Origin of the sequence: Pantoea sp. B270, from assembly GCF_018726825.1 — a bacterium.
Taxonomy (GTDB): Bacteria; Pseudomonadota; Gammaproteobacteria; order Enterobacterales; family Enterobacteriaceae; genus Pantoea; species Pantoea dispersa.
This window is the reverse complement of the sequence record NZ_JAHCSX010000001.1, coordinates 2,272,542-2,285,432: the sequence shown is the minus strand read 5'-3', so window position 1 is coordinate 2,285,432 and position 12,891 is coordinate 2,272,542. Positions and strand designations below refer to the sequence as shown.

At 60.2% G+C, this 12,891-nt stretch carries 11 protein-coding genes; 6 read left to right on the top strand and 5 right to left on the bottom strand.

Going from position 1 to position 12,891, the window contains the following annotated elements; all coding sequences use genetic code 11:
- Nucleotides 1–107: 107 nt before the first annotated feature.
- From pckA to KOL70_RS11045, 4 genes are all read right to left on the bottom strand, one after another.
- Nucleotides 108–1,727: a phosphoenolpyruvate carboxykinase (ATP) gene (pckA, locus tag KOL70_RS11060; protein ID WP_125309868.1), complete on the bottom strand. Its 1,620-nt coding sequence runs from the start codon at nt 1,725–1,727 to the stop codon at nt 108–110.
- 270 nt (nt 1,728–1,997) lie between these two features.
- A complete protein-coding gene (gene hslO, locus KOL70_RS11055; protein ID WP_150059651.1) occupies nt 1,998–2,870 on the bottom strand; it encodes an Hsp33 family molecular chaperone HslO in 873 nt (290 codons plus the stop codon).
- 25 nt (nt 2,871–2,895) lie between these two features.
- On the bottom strand, nt 2,896–3,297 hold the full coding sequence (gene hslR, locus KOL70_RS11050) for a ribosome-associated heat shock protein Hsp15 (RefSeq protein WP_021507413.1): 402 nt from the start codon (nt 3,295–3,297) through the stop codon (nt 2,896–2,898).
- Between the two features lie 239 nt (nt 3,298–3,536).
- Nucleotides 3,537–5,678 carry an intracellular growth attenuator family protein gene (locus tag KOL70_RS11045; RefSeq protein WP_104094154.1) on the bottom strand — a complete coding sequence of 714 codons (2,142 nt, stop codon included), beginning with the start codon at nt 5,676–5,678 and terminating at the stop codon, nt 3,537–3,539.
- Between the two features lie 398 nt (nt 5,679–6,076).
- Between KOL70_RS11045 and nudE the strand changes: the two genes are divergently transcribed.
- Nucleotides 6,077–6,643 carry an ADP compounds hydrolase NudE gene (gene nudE, locus KOL70_RS11040; RefSeq protein WP_021507415.1) on the top strand — a complete coding sequence of 189 codons (567 nt, stop codon included), beginning with the start codon at nt 6,077–6,079 and terminating at the stop codon, nt 6,641–6,643.
- Nucleotides 6,644–6,726: 83 nt separating this feature from the next.
- Here nudE and mrcA read toward each other — a convergent pair whose 3' ends face one another.
- The gene (gene mrcA / locus KOL70_RS11035) at nt 6,727–9,276 is read right to left on the bottom strand and encodes a peptidoglycan glycosyltransferase/peptidoglycan DD-transpeptidase MrcA (RefSeq protein WP_031279687.1); all 2,550 of its coding nucleotides are present in this window, start codon (nt 9,274–9,276) and stop codon (nt 6,727–6,729) included.
- Nucleotides 9,277–9,424: 148 nt separating this feature from the next.
- Between mrcA and pilM the strand changes: the two genes are divergently transcribed.
- The 5 genes from pilM to hofQ are packed head-to-tail and all read left to right on the top strand — an operon-like array spanning nt 9,425 to nt 12,828.
- The gene (pilM, locus tag KOL70_RS11030) at nt 9,425–10,234 is read left to right on the top strand and encodes a type IV pilus biogenesis protein PilM (protein WP_058774994.1); all 810 of its coding nucleotides are present in this window, start codon (nt 9,425–9,427) and stop codon (nt 10,232–10,234) included.
- Complete coding sequence (locus KOL70_RS11025) at nt 10,234–10,776, top strand: PilN domain-containing protein (protein WP_058774995.1); 543 nt, start codon at nt 10,234–10,236, stop codon at nt 10,774–10,776. The genes pilM and KOL70_RS11025 overlap by 1 nt, the downstream gene beginning before the upstream one ends.
- Complete coding sequence (locus KOL70_RS11020; RefSeq protein ID WP_150059656.1) at nt 10,769–11,257, top strand: hypothetical protein; 489 nt, start codon at nt 10,769–10,771, stop codon at nt 11,255–11,257. The genes KOL70_RS11025 and KOL70_RS11020 overlap by 8 nt, the downstream gene beginning before the upstream one ends.
- On the top strand, nt 11,247–11,627 hold the full coding sequence (locus KOL70_RS11015) for a HofP DNA utilization family protein (protein WP_215480640.1): 381 nt from the start codon (nt 11,247–11,249) through the stop codon (nt 11,625–11,627). Before KOL70_RS11020 ends, KOL70_RS11015 begins: the two co-directional genes overlap by 11 nt.
- Nucleotides 11,569–12,828, top strand: a complete 1,260-nt coding sequence (gene hofQ, locus KOL70_RS11010) for a DNA uptake porin HofQ (RefSeq protein ID WP_215480639.1) — start codon at nt 11,569–11,571, stop codon at nt 12,826–12,828. The genes KOL70_RS11015 and hofQ overlap by 59 nt, the downstream gene beginning before the upstream one ends.
- Nucleotides 12,829–12,891: the final 63 nt, after the last annotated feature.

Below are 12,891 nucleotides of genomic sequence, written 5' to 3'. Positions count from 1 at the left end.
ATCTATTGCGCATCCATCAGCGATATTACCGCTGCAGGCATACGCGATAAATCGCGCCGCGACGAAATGTGCCATCGCTAAGCCGCCGTTGTGGCGGCTGGGCTACTTCACAGCTGCGGGCCGGCCTGCACCAGCGCCTTACCGGCATCGTTATCGGTGTACTTCTCGAAATTGGTGATAAAGCGCTGCGCCAGCGCTTCGGCAGCCTGCTGCCAGGCGGCGGCGTCAGGCCAGCTGCGGCGCGGATCGAGAATGGCATCGTCCACCTGTGCCAGCGTGGTGGGCACCTGCAGATTAAACACCGGCAGCGTCACGGTCTCCGCTTCATCCAGCTCACCGGCCAGAATCGCGTTGATGATAGCGCGCGTGTCTTTCAGCGAAATGCGCTTGCCGCTGCCGTTCCAGCCGGTATTCACCAGATAGGCCTGCGCGCCGGACGCCTGCATACGTTTCACCAGCACATCCGAGTACTGCGTTGGATGCAGCGTCAGGAACGCCGCGCCAAAACAGGCGGAGAAGGTTGGGGTGGGCTGCGTCACACCGCGCTCGGTGCCAGCCAGCTTGGCGGTAAAGCCGGACAGGAAGTGGTACTGGGTTTGCTCCGGCGTCAGACGCGAAACCGGTGGCAGTACGCCAAAGGCATCGGCGGTCAGGAAGATGACCTTCTTCGCATGGCCCGCTTTCGACACCGGCTGCACGATGTTTTCGATGTGCTCGATCGGGTAAGACACGCGGGTGTTTTCCGTCTTGCTGGCGTCGGCGTAATCGACCGTGCCGTCGGCGCGCACCACCACGTTCTCCAGCAGCGCATCGCGGCGAATCGCGCGGTAAATCTCCGGCTCGGCCTGCTCTGACAGATTGATGGTTTTGGCGTAGCAGCCGCCTTCGAAGTTAAAGACGCCGTCGTCGTCCCAGCCGTGCTCATCGTCGCCGATCAGCTGACGATCCGGATCGGTAGAGAGGGTGGTTTTACCGGTACCGGACAGGCCAAAGAACACCGCCACGTCGCCCGCTTTGCCGACGTTGGCCGAGCAGTGCATCGAGGCGATACCCTTCAGCGGCAACAGATAGTTCATGATGGCGAACAGGCCTTTTTTCATCTCGCCGCCGTACCAGGTACCGCCGATCAGCTGCATGCGTTCGGTCAGGTTAAAGGCGACAAAATTCTCGGAATGCAGCCCCTGCGCCAGCCAGTCCGGATTGGTGCACTGCGCCGCGTTCATCACCACGAAATCCGGCGTAAACTCAGCCAGTTCGGCTTCAGTCGGACGGATAAACATGTTTTTGACGAAATGCGCCTGCCACGCCACTTCCATCACGAAACGCACGCTGAGGCGGGTGTCCGGGTTGGCGCCGCAGAAGGCGTCAATCACAAACAGACGCTTGCCGGAAAGCTGTTGCGTGCAGCGATCTTTCAGCGCCTGCCAGGTTTCCTGTGACAGCGGCTGGTTGTCGTTCTTGCCGTTGCCAACATCGTTCCACCACAGCGTGTCACGCGTGGTGTCATCCCGCACGATGTATTTATCTTTCGGCGAACGTCCGGTGAAGATGCCGGTATCCACGGCAATGGCACCGCTCTGCGTCAGGGTGCCGCGCGCGTAACCTTCCAGCTCCGGGCGGGTTTCTTCCTGAAATAACGTGGCGTAATCAGGGTTGTACACCACCTCGGTGGTGCCGCTAATTCCGAGCGTTTCGAGGTCTTGCGATGTCAGGCCGTTAACGCGCATGTGACTGCTCCTTAAATCGGTACTTCATGGCATTTTTTATGAGGGTTTCTGCGTCCTGCTGCGCATAGCCGCACAGGGCAGATCGCGCGCAGTGTACACGTCTGAGCGAGGTGGAAAAGTGAAGAGAGTTAAAAATGCGAGCTGGAACGTGACAAGTAGAGAAATCTGCCACTTATGAAACTAAAGTTAGCGTAAATTAGTTAATTTCCGTGAAAAATCATAGCGCTACGCCGGCGGAAAATACGGGCGGCGTCACCGCCCGTTTGCTGATTAATGCAGTTGATCGCTATTGCCGGAGGGAGCGTTACGAATAGCAGCAATATCCACTGCGTCGTACACATAGTGCGTGCCGCAATAGTCGCAGTGCATATCAATTTTGCCGTCTTCGACCAGAATCTCATCCACTTCCTCTGGCGGCAGCGTTTTCAGCACTTCACCGCAACGTTCGCGCGAGCAGGTGCATTTGAAACTGACCGGCGCCGGATCGTAAACCGTGGCTTCTTCCTGATGATAGAGACGCCACAGTACGTCAGTAGCGGGCAGCTCAATCAGCTCTTCGCTCTTCACGGTTTCGGTTAACGTGGCCAGATGGTTGAAGTCATCCAGGTTGGGCTCCTGCGCGGGAAGCACCTGCAGCAGAATACCGGCTGCGCCTTTCTCGCTGGTGCGAATGAACAGGCGGGTTGGCAGCTGCTCGGAACGCATGAAGTAATCTTCCAGACAGCCCGCCAGCGTATCGGCTTCCAGGCCGACCACGCCCTGATAGCGCTCGCCTTTCTCAGGCGAAATGGTGATCACCAGATAGCCGTTACCCACCATCTGCTTCAGGCTGCTGCCTACGGCGATCTCCGCATCCTCTTTCAGCCGCGCCACGCCGCGCAGCTCCTGGCGATTATTCCCGTTGATCACCGCCATGCTCAGCGGGCCATCGCCCTGCAGCTGCACGGTGATATCGCCGTCAAATTTCAGCGTAGCGGTGAGCAGGCTGGTGGCGACCAGCAGTTCGCCCAGCAGCGTTTTGACCGGCTCGGCGTAGTCGTGGTTCTGCACGATGTCGCGCCAGGTTTGAGATGCGTTGACCAGCTCGCCGCGCACGGCGACGTTTTCAAACAGGTAACGATGCAGTTGATCTTGAACAGACATAAGGTTTCTCTCGTGGGGGCGCGAGTTATTCATCGCCCGACAATTTAAATTTCAGCAGATCGCGGCGCTCTTTTTTATCCGGGCGGCGATCGGGATGCGGCATGGTCAGGGCATTCATTTTGCGCGCCAGCGCGTTCTTTTCGCGCTTTTCGATGCTGGCGGCCGTCTCCGCGTACATCTGCTGCGCTTCGCTGGCCGGACGCCGCTGGTCGCCGATGGCGGTAATGATTACCGTGCGCTCATCGTTGCCCTGACGCAGCGTCAGCTCGGCCTGCAGTTCGACCACTTTGCCCGGTTTGCTGCGCTGGCCGTTGTAATGCACTTTGCCGCCTTCAATCATGTCGCGAGCCAGCGCGCGGGTTTTATAGAAGCGCGCGGCCCACAGCCATTTATCAAGGCGGACGCCTTCACTGGTTTTCTCTTTCATTGCGGCTCCTGCTGTTACGCTGCGTCGCGCCGTGTGGCGATCGGTCGCACACGGTCGCATGACGCCGGAAAGATGGATCGGGCCGGTGCCGGATACCCAAAGGTATGGGTACAACGTGATAAATCAAGGGCGAGGTGCCGTTGCGGGCTGCCGATCCATCGCCAATCCCTTAAGCGTAATCGGCATTTTGTTTTCCGCCCTGAAAAACAGGGCGACAGGGTAGCACAGAAGGCGGAGGGTCAGAACAGCGAGCGCACGCTCTGCATAGTGCTGAGGTTGTGGTTAAAGCACTTGTCGTAATACTGCTGAATCTGCGCCATACGCAGGCGGTTGCGGTGGATGCGGCGCAGCGCCAGCAGGCCGTTGCTGACGGCGCTGACAATCAGCACCAGCATCAGCAGCGCGGTGCCGAGATAGCGCCACTGCGCCATGGCGTCGGGCTCGTTGTGCAGGGCGATATGGCGCGTGCCGTTGGCATCGGTGGTAATGCTGGTAATGATACCGCTGGCGGCAAACGGTGTGTGCAGCAGCATGCCGGACAGGCGCTGCAGTTCGTGCCACTGTGAAGGAGCGTCGAGATCGAACAGCGCCACCGACGGCTGCGGCTGGTTCACCATCTGCCGGCCTTCATCGCTAATGATCAGGAATCCGCCCGGCGGCGGGCTGTTAAGGGTTTCCGCCGCGCGACGCGTCTCCCGCGAGAAGAAGGTCGAGGTGGCGGTGTTCACCAGATTCTCCAGCGCTTCGGCGCTAACCGGACGCAGCAGCACGTTCATGCCGTTGAGCTTGCCGGAATCCGCACGGTGAATCAGCGTATCCCAGTCTTTGGCGTTACCGAGGTTAACCAGCGCATTTTTCAGGCGCACGCAGTCCTGCTGCTGGCTGCACAGCTGCTGGGTTTTCAACACCAGATCGGAGAAATCATCCAGCAGGATCATGCCTGATTTCTGGATCGCCGACGCCAGCTGCGGGTTAAGTTTCGGGTCGGTGTTGGTTTCCGGATGCAGCTGCTGCGTGGTGGTCTCCAGCAGCGCGGCGGCTTTGTCGATGATGTCGGACTGCGGCAGCGGCAGCGGCGCAGCGTTGTTCCAGTAAATCGCCGAGCAGTCGAACGGCATGTAGCCGTAGCTGCGGTTGCTCTGGTAATTGCCCGGAACCGAGCACATGCCGGTGCCGTTCACTTTCAGGCTATCGCCAATGTGCAGCGGCAGGGCAGTGAGTTTATCGACGCTGTTCACTTCCACACTTTCGGTGCCTTTCAGCCAGGCGAGGCTGAGTTTGATCGGCATGCTGAGCGGAATCCAGCTCACCAGCATCACCAGCACCAGCAGCGAACCGCACGCCAGCACCAGGTTTTTACGCCAGCGCTGTACCGGGAAGTTGCGGACTTCATCCTGCAGCGACAGGAAGCGCCCCTGGCGTACCACCTGACGATTCAGGTAGATATCCACATCCGTCACCTGGCCCAGGTCGTGCGCCACATAAGGCTGCCAGTGTGCCGGATAGATTAAGTCGATGATGCCGAGCGAGATGTTGCTCTGCTCCTGGTTGGATTCGCCAAACAGGCCCCAGCGCTTCGGTGCGCCGCGCAGACAGTGCACATCGCGCAGCCCTTTTTCACCGGGGAATCGGTACATAAACCACAGGCTGACAGCGACGATCGCGCCGGCGGGCAGCGCAATCCACAGCATCAGGCTGCCGGGCAGCACCAGGCTGAGGAAAAACAGCAGGAAGGCGCAGCAAATAGCGCTCGCTTCACGCGTGCCGTCGGCGCGCGACAGCTGATACTCTTCCGGCGACTCTTTGCGCACCTGCAGCAGCTCGACGTTTTCGCTCTCCTCTTTACGAATCGAAGCGTTGGTCGACATTGGCCGCACCAGCGGCGGCAGCGCCGGTTGTTCCACCGCATAGTTCACCAGCGAGTGGCCGTTGAGCGAGATCACCAGCGGCAGGGTCTGGGTGCGGATCAGCTCGACGTAGTTTTCTTCAGCGATGTACTGCTCCCACAGCGGCGGCAGATGCACCTCGACTTCATCCAGGTAGTAGCGCCATTTGTGGGGATCGTCAGTGGAGAGGCCGTAACGGGTGATGGAGCGGGTAACGGGATAAACATTATTGCTCTGTGCGGTCAGCGCCAGCGCTTCGGGTTCCCGTGACGATCGGGTCGATCGCCCACTGCTGTGCTGACGCGCTTTACCCAGCGACGCAATATACTTCTCAACGGCAGCGCGTTCTTCATCGGTGAGTTTACGGCAGGGCGGACTGATAAACGGCAGTGGTTTCGCCAACGGCGGACGATGCCGCATAGCGTACCAGTAGCCGATTCCGGCCACTAACGAACAGGCCAGCATGACAGCCAGAATGACGATAAGAGTGCTCATGCTTTGCTCAATCCAGCCAAAAAACTGCCGTCACGTTTACGATGTGCTCCCGGTAAAACCTGCAATACGAGTCAATTTTGGCGAGCAGAAGTCATTCTGACAAGAGGCAAATGAAACAAAATACCGCGCAAAATCATTGTATTATAAATTTGTTAGATTATTCCTTAACGGGATGGTACTCACAAGTCCCTCAATTAAACATCGGTATTATCCGAATTTGCTGCTACCCCGTTGACTTATTGTGAAAATCTTACTGTGCAGATAACAAGAAGTTGTTAGCGGCAGCGGGCAAATGTATGTCACCATGATTGACCCGTGCTGCGTGTCGCACAATGCCGCGGGCTTCGGTATGCTGACGTCATCGCGTTTCACAAGGCTGTGCTAAGTTTGAGGCTGATATGACCACTCCCCTGAAAAAACCTGACATCCTCAACGTGGAAGCGGTGGCCCGCTCCCGCCTGTTTACCATCGAAGCGGTTGATCTCGCCTTCAGCAACGGTGCGCGTCGCGTCTATGAGCGCATGAAGCCCTCCGATCGTGAAGCGGTGATGATTGTGCCGATCATTGGCGATGACGTGATTCTGATCCAGGAGTACGCCGTCGGACTGGAAACCTATGAGCTGGGCTTCCCGAAGGGTTTAATCGATCCTGGTGAAAGCGCTTTTGAAGCCGCCAACCGTGAGCTGAAAGAAGAAGTGGGCTTTGGCGCGCATCAGCTGGAAGCGCTGGGCAAACTCACCATGGCGCCGTCCTATTTCTCCAGCAAGATGAATATCGTGGTAGCTGAAGGGTTGTACGAAGAGAAGCTGGAAGGGGATGAGCCGGAGCCGCTGATTGTACGCCGCTGGCCGCTCAGCAATCTGCTGGCGCTGCTGGAAGAGCCGGATTTTCGCGAGGCGCGTAACGTCAGCGCGCTGTTCATGGTGCGTGAGTGGCTGGTGAAGCAGGGGCGGTTGAGTTATTGAGGACACCTGGCGGCGCAATAAAAGGCGCGGAAAGTCGCACGGGGTAAAAACAAAAAGCCGGGGATTTCCCCCGGCTTTTTTGATCAAAACAGTTCGTGGCTTTCACCGTTGTCCATGATGGTGGTGCCCACATCATGCACCGAATATTCGGTCGGCTGGGTGCCGTTAATGAAGTACTCCTGACGGGTGTTGCCGCCACCGTTGGCCAGCTTGCCGGTGCTGCGGTCAATGGTCACCGTCACCACGCCGTCCGGCGGTGTCAGCGGCTGCACCGGCACACCATCCAGCGCCACTTTCATGTAATCATCCCATGCCGGCTGCGCACTCTTCGCGCCGCCTTCGTAGCCGGAGATCTGATCCGGTATCGCACCCGATACCGTGGTGCGACCCAGCGCGCGCGAATCATCGAAGCCAATCCACACCGACGTCACCACGCCCGGACCATAACCGGAGAACCAGGCGTCTTTGGAACTGTTGGTGGTACCGGTTTTGCCGCCGATATCGTTACGCTTCAGATCGCGGCCGGCACGCCAGCCGGTTCCCATCCAGCCCGGTTCACCGAAGATGTTAGAGTTCAGCGCGCTCTTGATCAGGAACGCCAGCGGCGTGTTGATCACGTGCGGTGCATACTGCTGATCGCCGGCCGGCTGCGGCTGCGCCGGTACCTGCTCCAGCTCGGGCTGCGGCACGGTCTGATTCTGCTGCTGATTCGAGGTGGCAACGTTTTCCACGCTCTCTTCATTCAGCGCCACCGACTTTTTGGTGTCGCCATAGATCACCGGCAGATTGCACTGCGGGCAGGCGATCTTCGGCTGCGCCTGGAAAATCACGCCGCCCTGTTCGTTCTCAATCTTGGCGATGAAGTAAGGATCAACCAGGAAGCCGCCGTTGGCCATCACCGCATAGCCGCGCGCCACCTGCATTGGCGTGAAGGATGCGGCGCCCAGTGCCAGCGACTCGGTATGGATAATGTTCTGCGCCGGGAAGCCAAAGCGCTGCAGATACTCAGCGGCGTAATCAACGCCCATGGCACGCATCGCGCGCACCATCACCACGTTTTTCGACTCACCCAGCCCCTGGCGTAAACGAATCGGACCCGCATAAGTCGGCGGCGAGTTTTTTGGTCGCCAGTCTGCGCCGGCACCGGCATCCCAGCGTGAAATCGGCACGTCGTTGAGGATGGAGGCCAGCGTCAGGCCGCGGTCCATGGCGGCGGTATACAGGAACGGCTTGATGTTCGAGCCGACCTGACGCAGCGCCTGGGTGGCGCGGTTGAACATACTCTGGTTGAAGTCAAAACCGCCCACCAGCGCGCGTACCGCACCGTCTTCCGGATTAAGCGACACCAGCGCCGAGTTCACCAGCGGCACCTGTCCCAGCCACCATGCATCCCCGACTTTACGTACCCAAATCTGCTGGCCAGCCTGCAGCACCTGAGTGACGCTGCGCGGCGTCGGGCCCTGCAGAGTGTCGGATTTATACGGACGCGCCCAGCGCACGCCGGCTAAGGTCAGCGAAACGCTGCTGCCATCTTTTAGCATGGCGGTGGCTTCGTCGGCGCTGGCGCTGGTGACTACGGCGGCATTCAGCGGACCGTAGACCGGCAGATTTTTCAGCGTATTGACGATGCGGGTGTGATCCCAGCTGGCTTCACCCACTTTCCACAGCACGTTGGTCGGACCGCGATAGCCGTGACGCATATCGTACGCCATCACGTTGTTACGCACCGCCTGCTGTGCGGCTTCCTGCAGATGGCGGGTCACGGTGGTATACACCTTGTAGCCATCGTCATAGGCGCTGTCGCCGTAGCGTTTCACCATCTCCTGACGCACTAACTCGGTGAGATACGGTGCAGAGAAGGCAATTTCCGGGCCGTGATAGCTGGCGGTCAGCGGCGTGTTGCGCGCGTCGTTATACTGCTGCTGCGTGATGTAGTTCTGATCCAGCATGCGAGCCAGCACCACATTACGGCGCGCCAGCGCACGGGCGTGTGAATAGAGCGGGTTAAAGGTCGACGGCGCTTTCGGCAGGCCGGCGATCATCGCCATCTCACTCAGCGACAGCTGATCGACCGGTTTACCGAAGTACACCTGCGCCGCCGCACCGACGCCGTAAGCGCGATAGCCGAGATAGATTTTATTCAGATACAGCTCAAGGATTTCATCCTTACTCAGCAACTGCTCGATGCGAATCGCCAGGAAGGCTTCCTTGATTTTACGCATCAGCGTGCGTTCAGGGCTGAGGAAGAAGTTACGCGCCAGCTGCTGCGTAATGGTACTGGCGCCCTGCGAGGCGTGGCCGGAGACCAGCGCGATGCTGGCGGCGCGGAAAATCCCCACCGGATCGACGCCGTGATGCTCATAAAAGCGGCTGTCTTCGGTGGCGATAAACGCTTTGATTAGCTCAGGCGGCATCTGTTGCAGGGTGAGCGGGATACGGCGCTTTTCACCGTACTGGGCGATCAGCTCGCCATCCGCGCTGTAAACCTGCATCGGGGTTTGCAGGCGCACATCTTTCAATGTGTTCACATCAGGCAGCTGCGGCTCTATGTATTTGTACAAACCATAAACCGTGCCGGCTCCCAGCAAAATGCAACACACTGCAAGGATCAATAAATACTTTACGAACTTCACCTGAGAATTCCCATCTGTTGGCGTTTGGGCAGTTTATAAACAATCGCGCGGTAGTATAAAGGCAAGCCTGACGCTTTGATATACCCGTCAATCTTCATGCAATGCGGGTAATCATCCTTTTCCCTGTAACGATAAGGAGATCGCGCGCATGGCTTTTCAGCGCTGGCAAATTGGACTGGACATCCAGAACGGGCAACTCTGCGCCCTTGGCATTGAACGACGCCGTCACGGATGGCAGCTGCGACACTGGTGGCAGCAGCCGCTGCCGCACGATACGTTACGCAACGGCGTGTTGCAAACCTCGCCAGTGTTACAGGAGATGTTGGTGCGCTGGCAACGTCATTTACCCAGGCGCTACTCACTGCGCGTTGGCCTGCCGCCGCAGCTGGTGCTGCAGCGTACGCTGCCGTTGCCGCAAACCTCACTGCGCGAGCCGGCGCTCAGCCGCTACGTTAACGCGTCCGCATCACGCCTGTTCCCGGTCGAAGCCGCCTCGCTGTCGCTGGATTACCGGCTGGGCGGCAGCGCCAGCCAGCTGCACGTCACCGCCGCGCGCCGCGACGTCATCGCCCAGTGGCTGGCGCCGCTGCAGCAGGCCGGACTGCGCCCCGACGTGTTTGAGCTGAGCAGTCTGGCACTGACGCAGATCGCCATGCGCGTTCCGCTGCGCCCGCATCAGCTGCTGATCCATCCGCTCAGCGACCACTGGCTGTGGACGCTGGCCGGCGAAAATAGCGCCTGCGGCGCGGCGACCGAACCCCTGACGCTCGCTCATCTGCGTGACACCTTTCCCCAGGCACAAACGGTGTTCTGCACCTCACCGCAGGCGTTGCCGGAGGCGGAAGTACAGCGCTGCAAGCCGCTGGCGCTGTTGCACTATCTGCAACCGCCGCTACCGGCAGAGGCGGGCGCGCTGGCGATTGCGCTAGGCCTGGCGCTACGTCCGGAGGATTACTGATGCTGGCGGTCAATTTGCTCCCGTGGCGGGCACAGCAGTTGCTGCTACGCCGCCAGCACAGCGTGGCGTTGCTGGTTGTCGTGCTGCTGGTAACGCTGTTACTCACGCTGCTGCTGTGGTGGCGCGCTGAACAGCGGCTCCAGCAGGCAGCCCGGCAGCAGGCCGATATGACCATGCAGCTCCAGCAGATACAGCAGCGGCTGGCGCAACAGCAAACGCTGATGGCGCAGCGGGATGATCTGTTACGCAGGCAGCAGGCGCAGCAACAGCGGCTGCAGCAGCATCAACGCTGGCAGCAGTTCTGGCAGCAACTGCCCGCACTGATGCCGGAGACGCTGTGGCTGAGTCGCGTGGAGCGGCGACAGGGGCAACTGGTGCTGGACGGTCTGGCGCAAAGCCTGGCTGATGTCAGCGCGTTCCGCCAGCAGCTGCAGACGCAGCCGCTGTTTGCGGCGGTGAAGCAGGGCAGCGTACAGCGTCAGGCGCAGGGAGATTACCGCTTCGCGCTGCGCGCCCGGCTGCAGGAGGCGACCGATGAATGAGCTCATCCAGCGCTGGCTGCAGCTGGCACTGACGTGGCGGATAGCCAGCCTGCAGCTGCTGGCGCTGCTGCTACTCGGGCTGGCGTGGCTACTGCTGCTGCGTCCGCAACAGCAGCAATTCAGCACGCTGCAACAGCAGCTGTCACAACTGGCGCAGCAGCACCAGCAACGTCAGCAGCAGCTGGACGCGCGACCGGCCATCGGACAGCTTCAGACGGAGATCGCAACGCTGCAGCCAGCGGCAACGGCGGCGTCCGTATCGTTAGAGCAACTGGTGGCAGCGCGCGGCAATCAGCTCGAGGCCTGGCATCCGGACAGTCAGCCACAGCAGCTGGCGCTGCGCCTGAGCTGGCCGCAGTTTCTGCCGCTGTTCAGCGGGCTGGCTGCGACGGCGTTAGCGGTGCCACAGCGTTTTCAGCTGCAGGCGGAGCAGGGCGTGTTACACAGCGAATTCTGGCTGGAGAGTGACGATGCGGAGTAGCGCACTGGTGTTACTGCTGTGCAGCAGCTGGGCGCTGGCGCGCGATCCGTTCCAGCCGCTGGCTGCCAGCCATTGTCAGGCACCCGCTGCCGTACCGCAGGGCTGGCGCTTACAGGGCATCATTGGTCGCGCGCCGCACTTTGTGGCCTGGCTGGTTTCACCGCAGGGCAAACGTCAGCGGCTGAGCGCACCGGCTGCTTTTCCGGTGGCACCGTGGCAGGTGACCCAGCTCAGTGCACATACGCTGGTACTGAGCGTCACGCAGAGCTGTCCGCCGCAGCACATCACATGGGTAATAAAAGGAGGATTTTATGAAAAGGATGATGCTGCTGCTGTGGCTGGCGCTGAGCAGTCCGCTGCACGCCGCTGATCAGCCCCTGAGCCTGGTATTTGATGATGCGCCGGTCGAGCGCATTCTGCAGGCGCTGGCTGACTATCAGCAAACCAACCTGCTGATCGCGCCGGGCGTGGAGGGGCGGCTGTCGCTGCGACTCGATAACGTCGGCTGGGAGCGCGCACTGGCGCTGGTCACGCGGCTGGCGAAACTCACGGTGATCCAGGAGGAGGGTGTGCTGCTGGTCTATCCGGAGAGCTGGCAGCAGCGACAGGCACAGCAGGCACAGGCGGAGCGTGAAGAGAAGCAGCTGCAGGTGCCGCTTGAGCAGCGCACCGTCACGCTGCACTACGCCAGCGCCAGCGATGTCTACCGCAGCCTGCAGGCGGAACGCTCGCTGATGACGCCGCGCGGCAGCGTGACGGTGGATAGCCGTACCAACAGCCTGTTGCTGCGGGACAGCGCGCAGGCGCTGCGCGATACCGAGCGCTGGCTGCAGGCGCTGGATCTGCCGCTGGAGCAGGTTGAGCTGTCAGCGCACATTGTCACCATCAATGAAGAGCATCTGCGCGAGCTGGGCGTCAGCTGGAGCACCGCGTCCGGCGATGTTGTCACCGGGGCGCTGCGCAATCCGCAACTGCTGATGCCGCTGGCGGTGAGCAACCCGGCGATACGCACCGGCGTTACGCTCGGACAGATGAGCGGCGAACTGCTTAACCTGGAGCTGAGCGCACTGGAACAGGAGAACCAGATCGAAATCATCGCCAGCCCGCGGCTGTTTACCTCGCACCAGCAGACCGCCACCATCAAACAGGGCACCGAAATCCCGTACGAGGTGAAATCCGGCAACAGCGGCGCGACGGCGATTGAATTTAAAGAGGCGGTGCTCGGCATGGAGGTGACGCCAGTGGTATTGGGCAACGGGCGTATTCAGCTCAGGCTGCGGCTGAGCCAGAATATGCCGGGTCGCAGCCTGACGATGGGGGAAAGTCAGGTACTGAGCATTGATAAGCAGGAAATCGCCACCCAGGTGACGCTGCGCGATGGGGAAACGCTGGCGCTGGGCGGTATTTTCCAGCAGCAGCGCACCCAGGGCGAAAAGCGCGTGCCGTGGCTGGGCGAGGTGCCGCTGCTTGGCAGTCTGTTTCGTCAGCAGACCGACGAGCGCAAAAAACGTGAGCTGGTGATCTTCATCACGCCGCGACTGGTCAGGGAAGCAGCGCTTACCGCCGGATAAAGCGGAAAATTCGCTCCATATGACCAACTGCGTTGACGCAGGGCAGGAATTAGCATACAAGGT

Excerpts from the sequence above, each read along its gene's own strand:
- KOL70_RS11045 (WP_104094154.1), bottom strand. The coding sequence starts at position 5,678 with ATGAGCACTCTTATCGTCATTCTGGCTGTCATGCTGGCCTGTTCGTTA.
- KOL70_RS11015 (WP_215480640.1), top strand. The coding sequence starts at position 11,247 with ATGCGGAGTAGCGCACTGGTGTTACTGCTGTGCAGCAGCTGGGCGCTG.
- KOL70_RS11020 (WP_150059656.1), top strand. The coding sequence starts at position 10,769 with ATGAATGAGCTCATCCAGCGCTGGCTGCAGCTGGCACTGACGTGGCGG.
- hslR (WP_021507413.1), bottom strand. The coding sequence starts at position 3,297 with ATGAAAGAGAAAACCAGTGAAGGCGTCCGCCTTGATAAATGGCTGTGG.
- KOL70_RS11025 (WP_058774995.1), top strand. The coding sequence starts at position 10,234 with ATGCTGGCGGTCAATTTGCTCCCGTGGCGGGCACAGCAGTTGCTGCTA.
- nudE (WP_021507415.1), top strand. The coding sequence starts at position 6,077 with ATGACCACTCCCCTGAAAAAACCTGACATCCTCAACGTGGAAGCGGTG.
- pilM (WP_058774994.1), top strand. The coding sequence starts at position 9,425 with ATGGCTTTTCAGCGCTGGCAAATTGGACTGGACATCCAGAACGGGCAA.
- hslO (WP_150059651.1), bottom strand. The coding sequence starts at position 2,870 with ATGTCTGTTCAAGATCAACTGCATCGTTACCTGTTTGAAAACGTCGCC.
- pckA (WP_125309868.1), bottom strand. The coding sequence starts at position 1,727 with ATGCGCGTTAACGGCCTGACATCGCAAGACCTCGAAACGCTCGGAATT.
- hofQ (WP_215480639.1), top strand. The coding sequence starts at position 11,569 with ATGAAAAGGATGATGCTGCTGCTGTGGCTGGCGCTGAGCAGTCCGCTG.